16 protein-coding genes are annotated in these 22,654 nt (G+C 48.3%); all 16 read right to left on the reverse strand.

Annotated elements, in window-relative coordinates; genetic code table 11:
- Window position 1: 1 nt before the first annotated feature.
- A complete protein-coding gene (locus WJM45_RS20495) occupies window positions 2–2,629 on the reverse strand; it encodes a hypothetical protein (protein ID WP_341326865.1) in 2,628 nt (875 codons plus the stop codon).
- Between the two features lie 210 nt (window positions 2,630–2,839).
- On the reverse strand, window positions 2,840–3,514 hold the full coding sequence (locus WJM45_RS20500) for a hypothetical protein (RefSeq protein WP_341326866.1): 675 nt from the start codon (window positions 3,512–3,514) through the stop codon (window positions 2,840–2,842).
- Between the two features lie 559 nt (window positions 3,515–4,073).
- Window positions 4,074–4,244: a hypothetical protein gene (locus WJM45_RS20505; protein WP_341326867.1), complete on the reverse strand. Its 171-nt coding sequence runs from the start codon at window positions 4,242–4,244 to the stop codon at window positions 4,074–4,076.
- Window positions 4,245–5,355: 1,111 nt separating this feature from the next.
- Window positions 5,356–5,565 (reverse strand): toxin-antitoxin system HicB family antitoxin, encoded by a 210-nt coding sequence (locus WJM45_RS20510; protein ID WP_341326868.1) that lies wholly within the window; start codon window positions 5,563–5,565, stop codon window positions 5,356–5,358.
- A complete protein-coding gene (locus tag WJM45_RS20515; RefSeq protein ID WP_341326869.1) occupies window positions 5,562–5,984 on the reverse strand; it encodes a putative toxin-antitoxin system toxin component, PIN family in 423 nt (140 codons plus the stop codon). The genes WJM45_RS20510 and WJM45_RS20515 overlap by 4 nt, the downstream gene beginning before the upstream one ends.
- 360 nt (window positions 5,985–6,344) lie before the next feature.
- Window positions 6,345–6,893 (reverse strand): transposase, encoded by a 549-nt coding sequence (locus tag WJM45_RS20520; protein WP_341328985.1) that lies wholly within the window; start codon window positions 6,891–6,893, stop codon window positions 6,345–6,347.
- A gap of 274 nt (window positions 6,894–7,167) precedes the next feature.
- Window positions 7,168–9,657, reverse strand: coding sequence for a heavy metal translocating P-type ATPase (locus WJM45_RS20525; protein WP_341326870.1), 2,490 nt, complete (start codon window positions 9,655–9,657; stop codon window positions 7,168–7,170).
- Window positions 9,658–9,822: 165 nt separating this feature from the next.
- The gene (locus WJM45_RS20530) at window positions 9,823–11,559 is read right to left on the reverse strand and encodes an FAD-dependent oxidoreductase (protein ID WP_341326871.1); all 1,737 of its coding nucleotides are present in this window, start codon (window positions 11,557–11,559) and stop codon (window positions 9,823–9,825) included.
- 149 nt (window positions 11,560–11,708) lie between these two features.
- The gene (gene fbaA, locus WJM45_RS20535; protein ID WP_341326872.1) at window positions 11,709–12,788 is read right to left on the reverse strand and encodes a class II fructose-bisphosphate aldolase; all 1,080 of its coding nucleotides are present in this window, start codon (window positions 12,786–12,788) and stop codon (window positions 11,709–11,711) included.
- Between the two features lie 129 nt (window positions 12,789–12,917).
- Window positions 12,918–13,904, reverse strand: a complete 987-nt coding sequence (locus tag WJM45_RS20540; protein WP_341326873.1) for a transaldolase — start codon at window positions 13,902–13,904, stop codon at window positions 12,918–12,920.
- Window positions 13,905–14,537: 633 nt separating this feature from the next.
- Window positions 14,538–15,209, reverse strand: coding sequence for a hypothetical protein (locus tag WJM45_RS20545; RefSeq protein WP_341326874.1), 672 nt, complete (start codon window positions 15,207–15,209; stop codon window positions 14,538–14,540).
- A gap of 102 nt (window positions 15,210–15,311) precedes the next feature.
- Window positions 15,312–17,324 (reverse strand): transketolase, encoded by a 2,013-nt coding sequence (gene tkt / locus WJM45_RS20550; RefSeq protein ID WP_341326875.1) that lies wholly within the window; start codon window positions 17,322–17,324, stop codon window positions 15,312–15,314.
- Window positions 17,325–17,494: 170 nt separating this feature from the next.
- Complete coding sequence (hxlB, locus tag WJM45_RS20555) at window positions 17,495–18,028, reverse strand: 6-phospho-3-hexuloisomerase (RefSeq protein ID WP_341326876.1); 534 nt, start codon at window positions 18,026–18,028, stop codon at window positions 17,495–17,497.
- 3 nt (window positions 18,029–18,031) lie between these two features.
- Window positions 18,032–18,679, reverse strand: coding sequence for a 3-hexulose-6-phosphate synthase (hxlA, locus tag WJM45_RS20560; protein ID WP_341326877.1), 648 nt, complete (start codon window positions 18,677–18,679; stop codon window positions 18,032–18,034).
- Window positions 18,680–18,983: 304 nt separating this feature from the next.
- Window positions 18,984–20,342 carry a hypothetical protein gene (locus WJM45_RS20565; protein ID WP_341326878.1) on the reverse strand — a complete coding sequence of 453 codons (1,359 nt, stop codon included), beginning with the start codon at window positions 20,340–20,342 and terminating at the stop codon, window positions 18,984–18,986.
- A 157-nt stretch (window positions 20,343–20,499) separates the two neighbouring features.
- Window positions 20,500–22,512 carry a transketolase gene (tkt, locus tag WJM45_RS20570; RefSeq protein WP_341326875.1) on the reverse strand — a complete coding sequence of 671 codons (2,013 nt, stop codon included), beginning with the start codon at window positions 22,510–22,512 and terminating at the stop codon, window positions 20,500–20,502.
- Between the last annotated feature and the right edge of the window lie 142 nt (window positions 22,513–22,654).

Genomic DNA, 22,654 nt, shown 5'->3' on the forward strand with positions numbered 1-22,654 from the left:
ACTAACGATTAACGTCCTGCGGCAGCGACCGGCCAAACCCTTGAATGCAGCGCCAACCGTCTTCTTCTAATAGCTGGGTTAGCCGAGGGGCAATTTCCGCCCGATACTCGGACGGCGATAAAGTCGCGTAAAGACCGAAAGGCTCCTCACCGTTTTCCCAGTGCCCCAAAAAGTCGTTGACGATCTCGCCACTGCAACCCAATTCTCGCAGCCGGTTGCGCAAATAACTGCGGTTAACATTACAGGGCACTTTAAAAATGTCGCTGAGTTGTTTTTTGATTTCTTGAGGTGTCAACTTCAATAGCCGGCCATTGGGCTTCATCAAAAATAAAAACGGTACGCTGTAATCCAGGTTCTCACCATGTGTGAGCAGTTTTCTGGCTAATTTTGGATTAATCAAAATCAAGCGCTCGCCAAGGCACTGGCAATGTATTTGGTAATCTTGCAATTGCTGGCGCACAGCTTCCGGCAACCATACCAAACGGGCATTATAATAATCCATGTCGTCCTTGTCGGATATGCAGCAAAAGCCGCTGTGCCAATCGATCTGATAGAGACATTCGAGTGGATTGCGCACTGCGCGGTAACCCGTGGCGAACCCCAGCATCTCCGTAACATACAATGTATAGTCGTTATGCAGTTCCACCCAGTAATCCAGGTAACCACTGAATTTCAAGCAATCACTGAAACGCGCAACCAAGTCTTCCACCAAATTGGCCACTATGCCATATCTCAGGTAATGGCGACCACCGGTATATCGCGCCGCGGCCTTTTCGGTTGTCAGTTGTCGATCGTTAGTAGAGGGTTCCGGCATCGGACGATTGAGCGGCTGATAGACGGATTCTGTGATTTGTTGGCAAGTCGTTTTATACACCGACTGCAAACGTGCCAGAGAGGGACTGGAATAATGCAGCTGAACATTACCCAGATAATGATTGCGGCCTGTAATAATCATCGCTTCGGTCAAATCGCCGCTATAGTGGTAAAGGCGATTCATTAAGTCATTTTCTACCCGGATCAATGTCAGCCTGGTTTTGTACTGTCGATTGAGTTTCGTCAAAAATGCTTTAATCGCAGATTCGTAATGCGGTTTGGCGTGATTCAACGTTTTTTCCAGATAAAAGAGACGTTTGCAGCGAATCTTTTTGCGTTCGTCTGCAATTCGCCAAAGCCAGCGGCGCATGATGCCTGAGTGATGGTTTTCGATCGGTAGTACGACATTAGTGTACGTGTCGTAAACAAAATCTTTAGTCTCTTGCTCCAAATTGGATTTATAAGAGGGCCGCAAGGAACCATGCATCCATTCTTCACTGTGGTCGACATAGCGCAAATCATTTGCATCCAGTTTGGAGCTGACATCCGTTCGCCTATCGGCAAATTTGGCCATGATCACTGTGTCGAGCCCGGCTCCCGACCAATACAGCGCCGTTAACAAAGCAGCCAATTCCAGATTACCAATCCGATCACTGTAAAGGCTTTTGACCGAACGATCACGGACTAAATTAGAGACTTCATGCAAAAAAATGGTCACTTCGTGAGACGTTAAACACTCCCAGCGGCCCGCTAATAATTGGTTAGCCATGGCGATATTTTTATGTTTATCGCGGGTTCGTCGCAGGTGGGCAATGGGGGAGCGCCCCGCCATGGGGCTTCTCGTTTCGCCTTCATCCTGAACGATAATATGTTCTACCCCGGCTTTGACTTCTCCAGGCGCGCATCCGGCCGACTTTGCCTTTTCTTCTTCTTTTTCCGTTTGGCTAAACATCGAGATCGATTCGACCGAAAAAGCGGCGCTATAGGCATCGCCCGCTTCACTCGCCACTATGATCTCCCGTGTAGCCTCACGGTTGAGAATGGCTTCCCAAACCCGATTGTATTTGCGGTTATAGCCTCCTCTGTGTTCAACCGCATAACGCACCATCCGCCTTAACACCTCAAGAGGATGGCGCAGTGAGTCCTCATGAAATGCCTCGTCCTCTTCAAGCGCGTAAATAAAATTCAGATATTCGGACAGAGTGGTTACCTTTTCCGGTAAGGACTTTATTAATGTTGTTAATTCACGAACTTTTTCCGGATGCGTCATTTCGGCACACTGCCTGATAGCCCGCGCCGATTGTTGCGTTGGGCTCGTATAATCTTTTTCGTCACTTTGTTCGAGATTACGAAACTCAAAATGACATAACAGCAATACGGCCTGCAGCAAACCATATCTGTTTTGATAGTCGATAACGGGGTGGTGGTACCAAAGCGAGGTATATAAGGGATACTGTTCAAACTGTCTCGGAAAGGGCGCTCGCTTGCCGTTGCTGGATTGTTGATTGATTTCGCTGAATTCAGCTGATAACAAAGCTGTGTTTTCAATCACATAGTCACAAATTTTCAGCCAGCAGGGTAAAGATTCAGCTTTAAGCCTGTGGTCATCGGTTAATTGCTCGACTATAGGCAGGATTACCGTTAAATTGTTAGCAATGGCGGTTAAGGCGCGCAATGATGAGTGACAACCAATAAAAGCCAGAAAGTCTTCCACTGTTTTTTCCGGGATGCACAATGCCCGATTAATGACCTGAGCAAACAATACCCAGTCTGTCTTGATTCCTGAACTTGATGATGTAGTATTTATCGAGGCCATGGTTCATGAAACTTTTATTTTTGCGAGCATTTGTTATGCCTGGATAGAAGCTAGTTCTTCAATGTTTCAATGACGGGAAGCATCCAAGAGGGCGCTGATTGGTAGGATTTGACTATTCGGCCTTCTTGATTAATGTATTCACAACCCTGAAACTATTCATGGGCCAAGCCTTGTTCGGTGTCGGGCGCCATAAGGTCTCGCGTCACTGGGCTATTCATTGTGGTTTCCGGGATGTTTATTGTTGAGGTTGCTCGCATCACTCGCAGGGTTGATACTATCACGATCGTCACTTTGCGCCGATGCCGAATTGGCTTTAATACCTGTATTGTCATTCTTTGCCGACTTGGACACCTTTTTCGGATCTTTCTTTCTTTTCAAATAAGCCGTTCTTCGACTCACGCCAAGCGCTGCCGCTAAATTGCTCAAGTGGCTAACCTCTGGAGCGATTACCTTTTTTATATCGCCTAATTCGTTAAAGGCTCGACAAATCTGATCCGCCGCATCTTCACTGCGTAATGAAAATAGCAGATGGCTGAGATAAAAATCGATGGCCGCAATTTCTTCAATAGCTCCATCATCAAGACCTTTTAATAGACAACAATTAAACTCGTGCTCATCCAGATAAAACACCTTAGCTAACTGTAAAACCCTTACATTATTGATAGAGAAATAAACGCCTGCTTCTTCAACAAGAAAAAATGGATATAGGGCGATATAAATCTTCAGCGACTCATGGTCAATCAATTTATTATTGGTCATCAAATATTCGAGATTACTCTGAATACCCAAAATTTTTTTCAAATAGGGATGAACGGCGATCTCTTTGAGTGGCAACTTCAACAGTTCAATATGTTTTAAAGCTGACGATTGCTTACTTTTTTTCATTTCAGGTCACAAAAATTGAAAATGAAAGATTTGACGCATAGATGCTCATGAATCTCAGGTAAATGCCTAACTAAAAGGTATTAAAAAAAGATTATGGCTAAATTAGGGTTAATGTCAATTTTGTTCATTTTTAATGTGTCCTTGTATGGACATATTGGAGGCGGTTTGTGCACTTTAAATGGCGTAAAGTGATCTCTTTCGAGAATAAGATCTCGTGCTTGAAGTCGCTGAATTTCTATAAATTGAGCAATTAATGGCCTATAATGGAATATTACGAAATTTGATGGAATAGGTCTCCGGAGGCCGAGGCCAGAGGTTCGAATCCTCTCGGGCGCGCCATTTTGACATCTACCCCAAAACGGCCATTTTTGCTCTGTGCCCTGTATGTGCCTTATCTGTGCCATGCCCTTTAAAATCGATTGAGGTCAATTAAAGATTTCGACCTTTACCCCCGATTGCGCATTCGCCCATTTCAAAATAAATCAGCACAGTTTTGCATTCTATTTTTTGAATAGATATTGAGCTATTCCTTGATGTATCAGCGACAACATCTAGGATATTATTTTTCGAGTTTGCTTCGGTTTAGATCATCTCCAAAAATGGCTAGAAAGCAATCGATGTAAATAAAAATTATTTGACCGGCAGAACCCGACTCTTGAGCTTCCTGAAAAGCTGCAAGCTCTTTATCGCCGGTTAAAAAATGAATATCTTCCTCTGCCGGTGACGGCACTTAAAACTATCCTCTTCAATCCGTTCTTGGGTAATTTCAACTGCCTGCTTTTTTTAGTTATGATCATATTCAACTTTAAATCAAATCCGCTGTAACTATTCAGTCCCCCGGCAATTATCGTTCCCACGCTCTGCGTGGGATTACCTGAGTACCGCTCCAGCGGTACGGGACGCCAGAGCGTCTCGGTCTTCATTCCCACGCCGGAGCGTGGGAACGATAGGGGTGTGAATAATTACAATCCGCTTATTATCTCAAAAATGCTTAACTTAATGGCAGTGACCAATACCCTGTCGACTCGGCAATACCGAAGCTTTTACACAATTCTGACAAATTCGACGAAAGCGTTGCTCCAAATCCTGTGGGTTTTCGATAACGAGTCTTTCCCCTTTCATAACTCAACTCCAATAAATCTTATCATCCTTGAATTATATTAACTTAGATATCTTGACGTAACTATTCAGCATAAGTTATGTATGAGAAGGTGTCAGGCATTGATTTATAAGGCTGTCAGCAACAGGATGTTGCAGTCAGAGCTTACAGGGATGTATTCACCCACCACCTTAATACCATAATCCATTTGCTATGATAAACAATTTTGGATTATTTAGGTGCTGGGTTCACGCGTCCTTAGAAATCAATGCCTGACACCAATCTACCGCATGCGCCGAATAATTACATCTTGACTATATTTGGCCGGCAGAACCCGGCCCATTTTTGACACTCAGGCTTCTCCAAAGCCGCCAGTCGGTAAAATAAAGATTTTTGGAACGAGTGGGCTACAAAGCAGTTGTTAGCGACCGCATCCAACGGCCATAACCGGTCGCTGGTGATGTCGGCGAAATTTTCATTCCCTAACCTCAACGAATGTCAGCTTTTCGGAAGGGAACTTTGAATCCTCATCGGCTTGAGTCGGCCAAAAAGAGACGAACAGTGACTGGTTTTTAAAGGCGAGTATGAGACATAAAGCGGTCGTCTAATACAAAGTAATTAAGTCAAAAAAACACAGCCCTATGTAAAAATCGATAACCGATAGGGTGTTTTCGCGATAGCAAAACGCCAATATTCTTCAAAGCCATGGCGGATTGCCGGTTGACGAATCCACCTTACCAGGTCAGTCTTTCTCTAGCAATTCTAAGCCTCGCGCCAAGTTTCCACGTCCTCTTTCCGCTCTAATTAAAAAACGAGTTTCAGCATCCAGCTCGGCGAGCATCAAAGTGGCCATTTCGTCGATCAGACGGTTGACGCTGATGCCACGCTGATGAGCTACCTCTTTAAGGCGACGGTACTTGTCATCGGGTAGTCTTACGGTCAGTGCTGTCATGTTGCTATTTCCTTCAAAAATGCTTCAGGTGTCAGTACAGTCAAATGCGGAAAATTCAATTCCATTCTGGATAGATCACGAAGATTGCGAGTTACTATAAATTGCGCATTACCGGCAACCGCTAGCTCAACCAAATGGTTATCACCCTCGTCAGGTAGATTCGGCCGCCAGCCATAATAGATTCGCGTCCACTGACAAACCGAGAGGAAAATATCCAGAAGCTCATTACGTTCTTCAGCACTCAGACGACTACGTTGAAATAACGTTGCCCGGGCCAGTACATCTTCGTACTCGTTAAACAATGCCGAGCCCATTAAGGGGACGGCCTGACCTCGTAAACAAGTAGCGATCACCGCGTTAGCAGAGCCTTGGCTTAAACAGGCAGCCAAAAAAATATTGGTATCTACGACAATTTTCATAAGTATGCGGTAGCATAGCTGCAACCACTAATCTTAGCAATGACATGATTCAATGCCGGAGGACAGCACCTATCAGTCACGTAAAAAGGCAGATTTCGATATTGACTGTCAGCTTAGTATTAGTTCGCCGACAACCGTGATTTGGGCTGAATGTCGCTTGTGGGTCGATTGAACTCAGTGACGAATGGCGCTTTCAGGAATCGAAATTTCAATGACAGCTTTCCGGTGATCAATCTGAAGAGAGGACAGTCACCTGGCGACCCTAAAGAGACATTGGGATTAAATGTTGACGATTGTTCGAATCTTGTAATGATTCAGTCATTGGCTTTAGACAAATTCCCCAACTTGACTTGATTCCAGTCAAGTTGGGCAGCGTATGTCAAACCGATTCAAATCCATCTCTTTAGCCCAAGCATTGACAAAATCCTCTACGAACTCGTCTTTGGCATCATCCGAAACATAGGCCTCCGGCATCGCGGCCCATTTGACCGGGTTGGTCGTGCGATCCCGGCCCTCGTAAATGCCTTCGGTTGCCAATTTTCTCCATTGAGTTGACATATCGAGCAGATTCACGAAGAAGTCGTTAGTTAAGGTGCCCGGCCGTAGGGTAAATACACATAAGCGCCAATGGGTAATCGAACTATCGCCGACCATCGTGGTGGCCGCCCGGCCGAATCGGCGTTGCCCGATTTTTTGGGTCACTGCGGCAAAGAGTAACTTGCCGTGCAAATATAAATCCGCCAGCTTGCTGTCTTTTCGGGCGCGTAGCCGGTCGATATCAGACAAGCTCTTTAGCCGCTTTATGACCAGCTCCACTTGCCAGCCAACCCGGTAGAGCTCAGCGATTGATTTCGTGTCGAGCGACGATTCGGGGAGCGAAGTAAAAATCAACACCCAATCGCTCAGCATCAAGGTCTTTTCGCTCGCAGTGCGACCTTTATCACGCGCGCGTTATTTCGCTTTCTGGAATTCAAATAGGCTGAAGTTTATACGTAATCAGGTTTTTTTATTCTTACACGATTTTTCAATCGGATTATAAAAATACAACACCTAGTAGATAACGCCAAATGCCATGAAAAGATTCGCGCCTTGGGATGGCCCGTCAACGTTGTGCTTGATCTACGGTGCTTATATTTTATGGGCCGAGAGTTACGGAAATTGCTAACTAATGGGGGCGATTGACTCATTTTTTCCGGTTTAGGCGCAGCGAATTAACGATGACCGACACCGAACTGAGAGCCATCGCTGCCGAGGCGATGGCCGGATTTAGCTTACCGGCCACTGCAAACGGTATTGCAATCGCGTTATAACCGAATGCCCAAGTCAGATTCTGCTTGATAATACTTAGTGTATTCTCGCTCAATTCGATGGCATCGGCGATTTTGCCGATATCGCCGTCCAACAGCACCAAGTCGGCCGCTTCGATGGCGATATCGGTTCCTTTATCGATAACCAGGCTAACATTGGCGGCCGCTAGTGCAGGCGCATCGTTAATGCCGTCGCCGATCATCGCGACTTTGTGCCCGCTTTCGCGTAATTGACGAATTAACGCTAATTTTTTGGCGGGATCCGCCTCGGAATACACAGTAACGATTCCTACCTGCTCGGAAATATGTCGGGCCGCCAATTCGGTATCGCCGGTCACCATCCAGGTATCGATCCCGGCTTGATGCAAATGTTCGACGACTTGACGGGCGTTCGGCCGTATCGTATCGGTAGCGGCAAACAACGCCGCCGCGCGCCGATCGATTGCAAGATAAACCAAGGTCTTGCCTTGCTGAGCCAGTTTTTTTGAGGTCGCTTTAAGCGGTGTTAGATCGATCTGGTGTTGTTTCATCCAAAGATCGCTGCCAAGCAATAATTGGCGGTCACCGATTTGAGCGCGAATACCCCGATCCGGCGCATTATGAAATTGCGAGGATTCTTCTATTTCCATGCCACGCTCTTTGGCGTAGCGTACAATCGCTTGACCTAAAAAATGTTCCGAATTGAACTCCGCTGACGCGGCAAGCTGCAACAGACGCTCGTCGTCGAAATCCGATACATTGAACAAGTCGGTTATTTCGGCAACACCTTCAGTGATCGTCCCGGTTTTGTCGAATAAAACGGTATCGATGGATGCCGCCGTTTCCAGGACTTCGCCGTTCCTAATATAAATGCCGCGCCTGGCCGCCTGACCGGTTCCCACCATCGTTGCCGCCGGCGTTGCCAAACCGAGCGCGCAAGGGCATGAAATCAACAATACGGCAATCGCATTGGACAAAGCATGCGCTACCCTCTCACCAGCCAACAGCCAGCCTCCGAAAGTGGCTCCCGACAATACGATCACCGACGGCACGAACACCGATGCGACGCTATCGACGGTTTTTTGTATTTTCAATTTTGACGCCTGAGCCTGGTCGACCATATGGATCAAACCCGACAAAAAGGTATCATTACCGGTTGCGGTGGCGCGCATTTGCAGTACGCCGCTACCGTTGATACTGCCGTCGTAGAGTTTATGACCGTGCTCTTTGATCGCTGGCATCGCCGAGCCGGTTACCATTGCTTCGTTGACGCTGGATAACCCTTTGATCACTTCACCGTCCGCCGGGATGCGCTCGCCCGGCCTGATCAGAAGGATATCGTCGATCTCGATTTGTTCGGCCATGATTTTTAATTCTTTACCGTCTTTGAGCACGGTCGCTTGATGAGGCTGTAGATTCACCAATTTGCGTATATCCTGAACCGCCCGGTTTTTGGCTAGTTCTTCCAGATAGCGGCCTACCGTCACAAAATCGATAATCGCAGTCGCCGCATCGAAATAGACATGCCGGGAGGGACGAAATAATGCCGGAATGCTGTAGATATAAGCCGCACCAACCCCTAGCGCAACCAAACTATCCATCTCGGCAGCGCCTCGCTTGGCTTGGTTAAACGCTTTTTTGAAAATGTCTCGGCCGCCGCCGATAATAGCGGCACCGGCTAAAACGGCTTGTATCAATAGTAGTGTGCGCGATTTTGAGCCTATCGCACTCAGCAACCAAACCGGCACGCTCAATTTGCTTAGCGCCAGTATTTGTCGTTTGGCTTTATGTAAATGCTTGCGCTCAAGATCGAATAATAATTTTCGTTCGGCCAAGGAATCGATCGAAAAGCCCTGATAGCCATTATCCGCGATAATTTTGAATAACTTATCTTTCGGCAAGTAAGTTTTGATACGCGCGGTTTCGGAAATGTAATTGACACTGGCGTGAAGCACATCAGGCTGCCGCTGCAAGACCATTTCCAAATATAATGCGCAGGATGCGCAGCTCATATCACCGACACCGATGACAAAGTCTTGGGCAGGTTTGTCGGAATAATTTTTATCGCGCTTAAGGCTTTTCAGCGCTTCGCGCGGTTGTAGGCCGATATTGGCGATTACGGCATCAAGCAGATGCAATAAATTTACGACCGGCAATTTTTCCGGATCGAATAATATTGTTAACGACCCAATCTGCGGCGTGATATTAACCGACTCAACGCCTTCGCGTTTCAACAATAGAATTTGCAAGATATAAGCACGCTCTCGATCTTTTCGCAAACTCGGAACGATGATGCGGAGCCGTTTGTTTAAGCGGTGTGCAATCGAAAAATGCTTGGTCGGTTGAATCGTATCCATATTGCCCATTTTTATGTTTCCGTCTGCCATTTTAACTTTCCGCTTCAGCATAACCGCTTATCAATAAATTACAAGCCCCTTCTTTAAGCATGGTTTTAAAGCCTGAGCCGACGCCCATTCACCTTTCACCTTTCACCTTTCACCTTTCACCTTTCACCTTTCACCTTTCATCTTTCATCTTTCATCTTTCATCTTTCATCTTTCATCATTATAAACCTCATAAGTTTGCATACCGCCCGATAAATTTCTAACCCGAAATCCGTTTTGCTGTAGAATCCGCGTGGCATTGTATGCTCTTTGCCCAACGCCGCAAACGACCCAAATTTCACGTTCGCGGGATAATTCATTTAATCGATCGCGTAAATTATCCAATGGAATGTTTATCGCATTTGGAATATGTTTCTGCAGAAATTCCGCTTCGGTTCGCACGTCGACAAGCTGAGCCTGTGTAAAAGGATCGTCCAATATAAAAGCGAGTAATTGCGCCGCTTCGTCCTGATCTTCCGTAACTTGTACATGCGTTTCGAGTAACTCTTCCCATTTTGCAAGCGGATGCATACCGCGCAATTGATTGGCCGCTATCATGCCGGCTAGATTCACAGGATCTTTGGTGGCTCCAAATTGCGGGGCGTAACACAATTCGGCTTCCTCTAAATCGTAAACGCTACCGCCCATTTGTATGAATGCCGAAATAATATCGATACGCCGCGCCACACCGGACTCGCCGAGCGCTTGAGCGCCGAGAATTTTGCCGTTGCAACTATCGTACAACAATTTCATGTGAATCGGCTTCGCTCCTGGGTAATAACCGACATGATTGCCCGGATGCAAATAAACCTTTTCAAAATTTTCATAACCGATCTTCTGTAAGGTCTTTTCATTGACGCCGGTATTGGCAATTGTCAAATCGAAAAGCCCGCAAACCGATGTCCCTTGAACGCCTCGGTAGGTCGATGGAATATCTTGCTGATCTCCATTGCTTAATATTGCCGCGGCCGCCAATCGACCTTGCCGGTTTGCAGGACCGGCCAAGGGTAATAGTTGCCATTCTCCGGTTATGACATTCCGTACTTCGACTACATCACCGACGGCCCAAATATGAGAGTCGCTGGTTTGCATGGTTTCATCGACTCGAATTCCGCCTAAATCTCCGATGGCCAAACCGGCTTGTCGCGCTAATTGAGTTCTAGGTTTTACGCCTACGGAGACCATGACCGCATCGCTGACTATCGATTCGCCGTCTTGCAGATGCACGGTTAGCGTCTGATCTTGATTCAGCTCAAACCGGTTAACTTGGCAGTTAAGCTGCAAATTAATATCATTTTTTTGCAAATACTGTGCGACAAATCTAGCCATTTCCTTATCTAATACCGGCATGACTTGATCGGTCGATTGCAACACGGTTACCGTTAAACCTCTTTTTTTAAGATTCTCCGCTAACTCTAAGCCTAAAAATCCTGCCCCCAAAACCACTGCGCTTTTCATATTCGCTAAATTGCCGCGTATTTTTCGGCTATCCGGAATCGTTCTTAACACATATATACCGGGTAAATCGATGCCGTCGATATCGGGCCAGACGGCCTCTGAACCGGTCGAAAGCACCAAGGCATCGTACGATTCATTCCGCTTCCTGCCGGTTTTTAAATCACACACTTCTATACTTTTATTCGTTCTATCGATCGCTAGAACTTCGCTATCGGTACAAACACGAATATTAAATCTTTTTTCGAACAGCTCCGGTGTTGCCACGAGCAATTTTTGTTCGTCGACAATGACATCGCCAATAAAATAAGGTAATCCGCAATTGGCAAAGCTAACATAGGAGCCCATTTCGAAAATGACGATTTCACAATGCTCGCACAATCGGCGAAGCCTTGCAGCGCAGCTTGCGCCCCCTGCGACGCCGCCGATAATTAATATTCTTTTTTTCATTGTCAATTGAGGCTCCTGCATCATTGCTTACGCCCATGTTAAGCCGCCAACAATCCGAGCTTGGAGCTTTTTTCGGCTCGAAATACGAACTATTTCAGGCAAATAAAAAGCCGATAATGTCATTATCGGCTTTTTAGAATATGGGGTTATTACAACGTGTTGCTTGCGTTTAAGTCTTGGAATGCTTGTTGCAGACGTGTGACCATGCCGACTTGACCTGCACGTTGCCACACGCGAGGATCATAGTATTTTTTATTCGGCTTATCTTCACCGTCAGGGTTACCGATTTGTCCTTGTAAATAACCTTCGTTTTTCTTATAGAAATCCATCACGCCAGCCCAGGTGGCCCATTGAGTGTCGGTGTCGATATTCATTTTAACGACGCCGTAGCTGATCGATTCCTTGATTTCCTCTGGAGAGGAGCCCGATCCGCCATGGAAAACAAAAGTCAGGCTATTTTCCGGTAAGCTGAATTTTTCTGAAACATATTTTTGCGAATCGCGCAAAATTGTCGGAGTCAATTTAACATTGCCCGGTTTGTACACGCCGTGCACATTTCCGAATGACGCAGCAATCGTGAAACGGTGGCTGATTTTGCTTAAATGCTCATAAGCATAAGCGACGTCTTCCGGCTGCGTATAGAGCATAGAATGATCCATACCGGTATTATCTACGCCGTCTTCTTCGCCGCCCGTGCAACCCAATTCAATTTCAAGAGTCATGCCCATTTTGGACATGCGCTCCAAATATTTACCGCATATTTCAATGTTCTCTTCCAGACTTTCCTCGGAAAGATCCAGCATATGCGAACTGAATAAAGGCTTACCGGTTTTTTCGAAATGCTTTTCGCCGGCATCCAATAGGCCATCGATCCATGGTAATAGCTTTTTCGCGGCATGGTCGGTATGCAGAATAACCGGTACACCATAATGTTCCGCCATCAGATGAACATGCTGTGCACCGGAAATAGCACCTAAAATCGAAGGCATTTGACCTTCTAAGCTAACGCCTTTACCGGCAAAAAAAGCCGCGCCGCCGTTGGAAAACTGAATGATAACGGGGGATTTCGCTTTAGCTGCGCTTTCAAGTACCGAGTTAATCGTATCGGTACTGATGACATTAACTGCGGGAAGCGCAAACTTGTGTTCCTTACAAAACGCAAAGACTTTTTGTACATCTTCACCGGTTACGACACCCGGTTTAACAATATCTAAAATTTTTTGTGCCATTTTCGGTTCCTATATTAAAAAACAAACCCGTTTTCGCGACAACTGCACAAAAACGGGAAAATGTATTTACGGATAAATCTATATCATTTCATGCGGTTTATCCTCTGTACCGCAGTATCGAAACGTATCTTATCCTTCTAAGGATGCCAAACGCTCGGCTAACAGTTTTTCCAAAGTTTCGAGCGCTTTAGTGAATCCATCGATACCTTCGGATAATTTATCCGTCGCCATTCTGTTATCTGCATGCATACTATCGAAAGTTGCTTTATCGATAGTGATTTTTTCAATCGCTTGTTCAGCAGCTTTTGCAGGGTCGAGTTTGCGAGGCAAATCGCCTTCGGTTGATTGCAACTCACCCAGCAGCGATGGCGAGATAGTCAATAAATCGCAGCCCGCCAATTCGGTGATTTCCCCGATATTACGGAAACTTGCGCCCATAACTTCGGTTTTATAACCGAATTTTTTGTAGTAGTTGTAGACAGTCGTAACCGAAATAACGCCCGGATCTTCTGCTGGTGGATAAGAATCGCGTCCAGTGTCTTTTTTGTACCAATCCAGAATACGTCCGACGAATGGAGAAATCAGTGTAATGCCCGCTTCAGCGCAAGCGATCGCTTGATGCAATCCGAATAATAAAGTCAGGTTACAATGAATTCCTTCTTTTTCAAGAACTTCCGCTGCTTTAATGCCTTCCCAAGTCGACGCTATTTTGATCAGAATGCGCTCTTTTGAAATGCCTTTAGCTTCGTATTGCGCAATGATTTCACGACCCTTGGCAATCGTTGCTTCGGTATCGTAAGACAGTCTGGCATCGACTTCTGTCGATACGCGGCCAGGAATGATATCGAGAATTTTCAACCCGAATGACACGGCCAATCGATCGAACGCTAAAGTCACGACTTCGGCAGCCGAAGCGCCTGCGCCTAATGTGGCTCTTGCGCCTTTCAGCGTATCATCCACAATATCCTGATATTGAGGCATTTGCGCCGCGGCCGTAATCAACGAAGGGTTAGTTGTCGCATCCCTTGGTTTGTAAGTTTCAATTGCTTGAAGGTCGCCGGTATCCGCGACAACGACGGTCATTTCCCGAAGTTGTTCAAGTAAATTTTTTGCCATTTTGTGCACCTTTATTTGCTGTTGTATTAATCTTTATACTTCCAGGGAATCTTACCGTGTCGATTCATTTATCGGTAACTCATGCCGGGAAGTGAAATGCCAATTAACGCAATATACCCTCGTAGGATCAAAATTCGGCTCCGAGACCCGTTCAAAGGCTTGGCTCCTAAATTATTCAAAACGATTAACCACGGCCAATAGCCTATGGAATTTAGATAGTGGGTGAATACATCCCTGAAGGCTTTATGCCAAGCACCCCGCCGCCTCCTTAAGCATCACCGAAAATTGCAATGCTAGAGGTATATGCGAACCGCTTTAATGAGCTATTTGGATTCGATTCCTTACTCGTCAAACGATCGAGCAAGACTTTGATGTTTTATGTAATCATTCGACAGTATCTCATAATCACCAACCTACTCATATCAGTTCATCGTGATTCGAAATAGCAATCGATCGTACCGGCCTGCGTCAATACAAAATTATCTAGCAAGCCGGTAATCTCTCTAGAGGATGTTAAATACCGGGTAATTATTTCATCCGTATCGATGAAACAGTTGTCTCAAACATTCTGTATTTATCCGGCAGGCAAACATCGATTGTTTACTCTTTATCATCCGTTAGCGCTCTTCGATTTTAGCCCTTAGTACGAAGATATTTTGACACGCCGGTTTCCGATTCCAGTTCTTTCTTTTCCAAATATTTATCGACGCCAGTAGCCGCAACTTTTTCTTGAACCGAAGCCGCTTGTTTTTCCAAATATTTAGCGACGCCAGTTACAGCAGCCCCTTCAAGTTTGTTGAGGTATCTTGCAACACCGGTTGTTCCGCTGTTACCTTGATAATAAGTCGAATCGCTAGCACTTGACTTGGCAACGCCCGAACTTCTTCTAAATACAACAAAACCGATAGCGGCCAATACGGCGACTAAAATCACTAACGTATTATCCGATTTCGCTTCTTGAGTCGCCGATTCGGCGCTCGCGACTTCAGCACTTGAGCTCGCAGAAGACGAGCTTGATTTTGCAGTCGGAGCCGCTACTTTTGGCGTTGTATGCTTATACTCGCTATCTTGATAAACTACTTTCGGTTCGAAATTGGTTGCCGGATAGCGTGGGTCGGGCTCTGTCGTTTTGGCAGTGGCTTCTGCCTTGGCAGGTTGTTTCGCTGTATTGGCGATATAATCGGCATCCTGATATTGGACCTGTGGTTTAAAATCAGATGCCGGATATTTATCTTCAGCGCCTGCTATCGGGCTGGATAATAGCAAGGATGCCAATGCACCCATGGTAATAGTATTCACTTTCACGTTGTTCCCCTTTCTGCTGTAGGAAGCGGAAAAGCCATCCGATACTAACGCATTTCCGAATGACTTTTCGCTCTGTGTAATGTTAATTGTTAAAGTTAATAATTAAAGCAGAGCTTCGACGTGTTTGACGACATTGTCAACGGTGAAGCCGAACTCTTTGAACAGCGCGCCGGCCGGTGCCGATTCGCCGAAACGATCCATTCCGATGACGCAGCCTTGTGTGCCCGCGTATTTCCACCAGCTGTCGGTCACGCCCGCTTCAATCACGACGCGTTTTGTCACCGATGACGGCAGCACCGATTCACGGTAGGCTTCGTCTTGCGCATCAAATACGTTGGTCGATGGCATCGAGACGACGCGTACTTTTTTGCCTCTGCCGCTCAACTCGTCTGCCGCTTTCACCGCCAATTCGACTTCCGAGCCCGTCGCAATCAGGATCACGTCCGGCTGACCTTCGCTGTCTTTCAGAATGTAGCCGCCTTTGTTGATCGCTTCAATCTGCGCCGGCGTCCGCGCAATGTGCGCTAGGTTTTGCCGTGAGAAGATCAGACAGCTCGGTCCATCGTTTCGTTCAATCGCCGCTTTCCACGAAACCGCCGATTCCACAGCATCGCACGGACGCCAGACTTGCATGTTCGGAATCATGCGCAAGGTCGCGGTTTGTTCGATCGGTTGGTGGGTCGGGCCGTCTTCGCCGAGTCCAATCGAGTCGTGCGTGTAGACGAAGATGGTCGGGATTTTCATCAACGACGCCATCCGCAAGGCATTCCGCGCGTATTCGGAGAACATCAGGAAGGTCGCGCCGTACGGCTTGAAGCCGCCATGCAGGGTGATGCCGTTCATGATCGCCGACATGCCGAATTCACGGACGCCGTAGTAGACGTAGTTGCCGTCATGTCCCGGGGCGTTGACGTCTTTGCAACCCGACCACAGGGTCAAGTTGGAGCCCGCCAAGTCCGCCGAGCCGCCCATCAGTTCGGGCAGTAACGGGCCAAATCCGTTCAGGGTGTTTTGCGAGGCTTTGCGGCTAGCGATGGTTTCGCCTTTCGCGTCGACCGCTGCAATGAAGGCGTTCGCTTTTTCCGACCAGTCGCTCGGTAGTTGTCCGTTCATGCGGCGTTCGAATTCGGCCGCCAGTTCCGGATGCGCGGCTTTATATTGCGCGAATTTGTCGTTCCAGGCTTCTTCCTGACGTGCGCCTTTGCTTTTTGCGTCCCAACCCGCGTAAATGTCCGCCGGGATTTCGAATGGCGCATGCGGCCAACCGATACGTTCGCGGGTTGCCGTGATTTCGGCTTCGCCTAATGCCGCTCCATGACATTCTTCTTTGCCTTCTTTGTTCGGTGAGCCCCAGCCAATGATGGTTTGGCAGCAGATCAAGGTCGGCCGGTCGGTGACGCTGCGCGCTTCTTCCAAGGCTTTTTTCACGGCTTCCGGATTATGTCCATCTACTTTCGGGATGACGTGCCAGCCGTAAGCTTCGAAGCGTTTCGGCGTGTCGTCCAGGAACCAACCCGGCGTGTCGCCGTGACCGCGGACTTCGCCGTCGATCGAGATGTTGTTGTCGTCGTAGACGGCAATCAGTTTGCCTAGTTTCATTGAGCCGGCCAATGAGCAGGCTTCATGCGAGATGCCTTCCATTAAACAGCCGTCGCCCAGGAAGGCGTAGGTGTAATGGTCGACGATTTCGTGCCCGGGACGGTTAAATTGACCCGCTAGTGCGCGTTCGGCTATCGCAAAGCCCACGGCATTGGTGATGCCTTGACCTAACGGTCCGGTCGTCGTTTCAACGCCCGGCGCATAGCCGTATTCCGGATGACCCGGGGTTTTTGAATGCAGTTGACGGAATTGTTTCAGTTCGTCGATCGGCAGTTCGTAACCGGTCAGATGCAGTAACGAGTACAGCAGCATCGAACCGTGTCCGTTGGACAGTACAAAACGGTCTCGATTGGCCCAGTTCGGGTTTGTCGGGTTATGTTGCAGAAAGTCGTTCCATAACACCTCGGCGATATCCGCCATCCCCATCGGTGCGCCCGGGTGTCCGGAGTTGGCTTTTTGGACGGCATCCATGCTCAAAGCGCGTATGGCGTTCGCTAAGTCTCGGCGCGAAGGCATATTCTTCTCCTTTGTCAATTCGGTAAGTTACAACGGTGACTCGTTTCGGTAACGCCTTGCGGCTCGGTCACTTCTTTTGTTGTGTTGGAATTCGGTTGGAACGAGTGACAGGCCGCCACTCGTTCGGTTCGGCTTTCGGTTTGTTCCAGCGCGGATCGCTCCGCTTCGGATCACTCCAGGTTCGCGTGCCGCGATCTCATTTCTTCTTCCGGAATGCCTTTCTCATGAATGATATGTGAGATGATCGCTTCCAGGAAGAACAGCGTTGATAGTTCGAACACGGTGCCCATCGGCATGCCTTTCACTTTGCCGTACAGCTCCGATGTGCCAATTTGGAACACCGCATCCGCGAGGTCGCCTATCGTCGAATCGCTTTTTGCCGAGATCAACAGGATTTTAGCGCCGATTTCTTTCGCTTTCTTGGTGAACGCGATCAATTGTTCGGTTTCGCCCGAGCCTGAAATAATGACCAGCAGGTCGCCCGCCTTGATGCTCGGCGTGACGATTTCGCCAACCACGCTGACATCGTAGCCGCTATGCATCAAGCGCATCGCAAAAAACCGACCGATCAAGCCCGACCGACCCGCGCCCGATACGAACACGCGTTTCGCTTGGTCGAGTAGGGTGGTCAGTTTTTGATCATAGCTGTCGTCGGTCGCCGCCAGAATGCCGGATATTTTGTCAATGATCAGTTGCTGATGCATGACTTATGCACTCGCTGCATCAACCAGCTGACGGATTTCGCGTGCCGCTTCCGCCGGGGATGGCGCGCCATAAATCGCTGCACCGACCACGATGATGCTCGCGCCGCTGGCAACCACTTGTTGCACGGTCGCTTGTTTGATACCGCCGGCTACCGATACGCGTACGTTCAGGCCCAGATCGGCAATCGCTTGCAGGTCGGCAAATGGCGTTTGGCCCGCTGCTTGTGCGTCCAAGCCCGTGTGGACACCGACGATTTGTGCGCCCAGTTTCGCCGATTCGCGTGCGCAATCGACTTTGTCAGGCACGTTGATCAGGTCGACTTGCACTTCGGCATTGTGCGCGCGCGCCGCTTTGATCACACCTCCGATAGTGGCCAGACCCGATACGCCCAACACGGTGCAGATGTCCGCGCCCGCTGCGTAGAATGGCGCCGCTTCGTATTCGCCGGCATCCATCGTTTTCAGGTCAACCAACAACAGTTGGTCCGGGAATCGTTGTCTCAGTTCTTTCACTAAGCCAATCCCGTTGTATTTGATGCATGGGGTGCCAATCTCAAAAATATCTACATACGGTGCCACTTGCTCGGCAAGCGCAACGGTTTGATCGAAATCCAATGAGTCCAACGCCATTTGTATTAATGGTCTTGCCATGTTTCTTCTCCGATAGGTTATTATTTTTTGTTACATATTCGTTATGCGGAGGTAACTGTAAATTAGAAAGGACTGAAATGTCAATGCCCAATACCTTTTAGAGACTTTGGGCCGAAAAAGCGAGAAGCAGCGCTTAAATGCTTGGAACGAACCAATTTTATTTATCGCTGTTAGGGCTCGCAAGATTGGGCTTGCGGCTGGAGAAGAAGATTAGCCGATTATTCGGCCTCGAGGGCCGGACTATGCTCTTTCGAACTAACCCGACCACACGTATACGATTAAAACCAATGGCTTTTTAGAATTATTAACCGGCATTCCTTAAATATTTTTCGACGCCGGTTAACTCGATGACAGGCTCGGCGACGGTTGGTGCTACGATTTGCTTGATCATATATCTTGCAACACCGGTTATGTTACGCACTTTATTATCAGTTAAGGCGTGTTTTTTCACATATTTGGACACACCGGAAACTTTTAACGTTTCTTTACGAGATAACAAAGATTTAGCAAGATATTTATCTACGCTGGTTGTCGCCGGCGCTTTCAATGCCGCCAACTCTCTTTTTGTTATATATTTTTCAACCTTGGTCACTTTAGGCGCATTCAACGAAGCCAAATATTGTTTTACGAGATATCTGGCAACACCGGTTTTAACCGGCTCGCCATGTTCCTTGGCTAATTTTTTAGCGGCATATTTTGCCACGCCGGTAACCGGCGGTTGCAGGCTAATTAAAATACTCCGTCTAGCGACGTATTTGTCCACTCCAGTTCCGTCCATTTCCCTTATAGCCGCTAATTTACTTTCAATCGACTCCTCTGCCGTTTCTGTCGCAGTAGATTCAGCTGCTTTTTTTTCCGCTGCTATTCGGGCTTCTTCTTCAATATATCTTGCGACAATTTTTTCCGCTTCCAGTTTTTTCTCTGCTTTTTTCTGTTCATCAATGAACTTTTCAACGCCGGTTAACTGTGCGGATTTTTTCGCCAACTCTACTTGCTTGGTGAGATATTTTGCCACACCTGTCTGTGCCGGTATTTGACGAGCAGCTTGTTCTTGCTGCGTCATATACTTAGAAACTTTAGTTGTTTGCGGCAAGTGACTTGCTTCAATTTGCTGGCGCAATAAATATTTGGCGACTCCTGTTGCCGGCGCCTCTGCATTTTCCATAAAACCTTGCTTAGCGACATATTTGTCGACGCCGGTTCTAACTGGCACCTTTTTTTCTTCAAACCCTTTTTTAGTTAGGTATTTTGCCACCCCTGTTACAACTTCCCGGGGCCTATCCAGTATTTCATGCCTCAATTGGTACTTAGCCACGCCGGTAACTGCCGGCTCTACTTTGGCACGTTCGTTCATTTTCGTTAAATACCGAGATACTCCTGATTCGATTTCTTCCGGCAACATCTCTGGCTCTATTTTCTCGACAACAATTTCTTGAGGTTTATCAACTTCCGGTTTTACATCAAGCTTTTCAAGATATTTTGCAACACCCGTTACAGAAGCCTTTTTTTCCGGAGTCATTTTATTCAAATATCGCTCTACCCCAGTCGGCCCTTCGGAACTTCTGTCAGACACTACAACATCGCTACTCAGCTCGACCGAGTCGTCGGAAGAAGAGGTCGGCAGTATCCCTAATAAACTATTTAGCCAATTATTATTTTTCATTTGTGGACACCACATCAATACGTTGTTTTTAAGAAGCTGTTCAGCAAAACCCGCCGACGAAACTTAATCGGTTCGCGGCTACCTAGAGATCAAATAAACTCATGGCGCCGCAAACCCTTTTGTTATCCAGACTCTGCAGATACTAGCTAGAGATGGATCATAGGAGAGCTTCGACGTGTTTGACGACATTGTCAACGGTGAAGCCGAACTCTTTGAACAGCGCGCCGGCCGGTGCCGATTCGCCGAAACGATCCATTCCGATGACGCAGCCTTGTGTGCCCGCGTATTTCCACCAGCTGTCGGTCACGCCCGCTTCAATCACGACGCGTTTTGTCACCGATGACGGCAGCACCGATTCACGGTAGGCTTCGTCTTGCGCATCAAATACGTTGGTCGATGGCATCGAGACGACGCGTACTTTTTTGCCTCTGCCGCTCAACTCGTCTGCCGCTTTCACCGCCAATTCGACTTCCGAGCCCGTCGCAATCAGGATCACGTCCGGCTGACCTTCGCTGTCTTTCAGAATGTAGCCGCCTTTGTTGATCGCTTCAATCTGCGCCGGCGTCCGCGCAATGTGCGCTAGGTTTTGCCGTGAGAAGATCAGACAGCTCGGTCCATCGTTTCGTTCAATCGCCGCTTTCCACGAAACCGCCGATTCCACAGCATCGCACGGACGCCAGACTTGCATGTTCGGAATCATGCGCAAGGTCGCGGTTTGTTCGATCGGTTGGTGGGTCGGGCCGTCTTCGCCGAGTCCAATCGAGTCGTGCGTGTAGACGAAGATGGTCGGGATTTTCATCAACGACGCCATCCGCAAGGCATTCCGCGCGTATTCGGAGAACATCAGGAAGGTCGCGCCGTACGGCTTGAAGCCGCCATGCAGGGTGATGCCGTTCATGATCGCCGACATGCCGAATTCACGGACGCCGTAGTAGACGTAGTTGCCGTCATGTCCCGGGGCGTTGACGTCTTTGCAACCCGACCACAGGGTCAAGTTGGAGCCCGCCAAGTCCGCCGAGCCGCCCATCAGTTCGGGCAGTAACGGGCCAAATCCGTTCAGGGTGTTTTGCGAGGCTTTGCGGCTAGCGATGGTTTCGCCTTTCGCGTCGACCGCTGCAATGAAGGCGTTCGCTTTTTCCGACCAGTCGCTCGGTAGTTGTCCGTTCATGCGGCGTTCGAATTCGGCCGCCAGTTCCGGATGCGCGGCTTTATATTGCGCGAATTTGTCGTTCCAGGCTTCTTCCTGACGTGCGCCTTTGCTTTTTGCGTCCCAACCCGCGTAAATGTCCGCCGGGATTTCGAATGGCGCATGCGGCCAACCGATACGTTCGCGGGTTGCCGTGATTTCGGCTTCGCCTAATGCCGCTCCATGACATTCTTCTTTGCCTTCTTTGTTCGGTGAGCCCCAGCCAATGATGGTTTGGCAGCAGATCAAGGTCGGCCGGTCGGTGACGCTGCGCGCTTCTTCCAAGGCTTTTTTCACGGCTTCCGGATTATGTCCATCTACTTTCGGGATGACGTGCCAGCCGTAAGCTTCGAAGCGTTTCGGCGTGTCGTCCAGGAACCAACCCGGCGTGTCGCCGTGACCGCGGACTTCGCCGTCGATCGAGATGTTGTTGTCGTCGTAGACGGCAATCAGTTTGCCTAGTTTCATTGAGCCGGCCAATGAGCAGGCTTCATGCGAGATGCCTTCCATTAAACAGCCGTCGCCCAGGAAGGCGTAGGTGTAATGGTCGACGATTTCGTGCCCGGGACGGTTAAATTGACCCGCTAGTGCGCGTTCGGCTATCGCAAAGCCCACGGCATTGGTGATGCCTTGACCTAACGGTCCGGTCGTCGTTTCAACGCCCGGCGCATAGCCGTATTCCGGATGACCCGGGGTTTTTGAATGCAGTTGACGGAATTGTTTCAGTTCGTCGATCGGCAGTTCGTAACCGGTCAGATGCAGTAACGAGTACAGCAGCATCGAACCGTGTCCGTTGGACAGTACAAAACGGTCTCGATTGGCCCAGTTCGGGTTTGTCGGGTTATGTTGCAGAAAGTCGTTCCATAACACCTCGGCGATATCCGCCATCCCCATCGGTGCGCCCGGGTGTCCGGAGTTGGCTTTTTGGACGGCATCCATGCTCAAAGCGCGTATGGCGTTCGCTAAGTCTCGGCGCGAAGGCATATTCTTCTCCTTTGTCAATTCGGTAAGTTACAACGGTGACTCGTTTCGGTAACGCCTTGCGGCTCGGTCACTTCTTTTGTTGTGTTGGAATTCGGTTGGAACGAGTGACAGGCCGCCACTCGTTCGGTTCGGCTTTCGGTTT

Origin of the sequence: Methylotuvimicrobium sp. KM2, assembly GCF_038051925.1 — a bacterium.
Taxonomy (GTDB): domain Bacteria; phylum Pseudomonadota; class Gammaproteobacteria; order Methylococcales; family Methylomonadaceae; genus Methylotuvimicrobium.

What these genes read in the sequence shown, in the direction of transcription:
- WJM45_RS20495 (WP_341326865.1), bottom strand. Translation starts at nt 2,629, where the DNA reads ATGGCCTCGATAAATACTACATCATCAAGTTCAGGAATCAAGACAGAC.
- WJM45_RS20500 (WP_341326866.1), bottom strand. Translation starts at nt 3,514, where the DNA reads ATGAAAAAAAGTAAGCAATCGTCAGCTTTAAAACATATTGAACTGTTG.
- WJM45_RS20510 (WP_341326868.1), bottom strand. Translation starts at nt 5,565, where the DNA reads ATGACAGCACTGACCGTAAGACTACCCGATGACAAGTACCGTCGCCTT.
- WJM45_RS20515 (WP_341326869.1), bottom strand. Translation starts at nt 5,984, where the DNA reads ATGAAAATTGTCGTAGATACCAATATTTTTTTGGCTGCCTGTTTAAGC.
- WJM45_RS20520 (WP_341328985.1), bottom strand. Translation starts at nt 6,893, where the DNA reads ATGCTGAGCGATTGGGTGTTGATTTTTACTTCGCTCCCCGAATCGTCG.
- WJM45_RS20525 (WP_341326870.1), bottom strand. Translation starts at nt 9,657, where the DNA reads ATGGCAGACGGAAACATAAAAATGGGCAATATGGATACGATTCAACCG.
- WJM45_RS20530 (WP_341326871.1), bottom strand. Translation starts at nt 11,559, where the DNA reads ATGAAAAAAAGAATATTAATTATCGGCGGCGTCGCAGGGGGCGCAAGC.
- fbaA (WP_341326872.1), bottom strand. Translation starts at nt 12,788, where the DNA reads ATGGCACAAAAAATTTTAGATATTGTTAAACCGGGTGTCGTAACCGGT.
- WJM45_RS20540 (WP_341326873.1), bottom strand. Translation starts at nt 13,904, where the DNA reads ATGGCAAAAAATTTACTTGAACAACTTCGGGAAATGACCGTCGTTGTC.
- tkt (WP_341326875.1), bottom strand. Translation starts at nt 17,324, where the DNA reads ATGCCTTCGCGCCGAGACTTAGCGAACGCCATACGCGCTTTGAGCATG.
- hxlB (WP_341326876.1), bottom strand. Translation starts at nt 18,028, where the DNA reads ATGCATCAGCAACTGATCATTGACAAAATATCCGGCATTCTGGCGGCG.
- hxlA (WP_341326877.1), bottom strand. Translation starts at nt 18,679, where the DNA reads ATGGCAAGACCATTAATACAAATGGCGTTGGACTCATTGGATTTCGAT.
- WJM45_RS20565 (WP_341326878.1), bottom strand. Translation starts at nt 20,342, where the DNA reads ATGAAAAATAATAATTGGCTAAATAGTTTATTAGGGATACTGCCGACC.
- tkt (WP_341326875.1), bottom strand. Translation starts at nt 22,512, where the DNA reads ATGCCTTCGCGCCGAGACTTAGCGAACGCCATACGCGCTTTGAGCATG.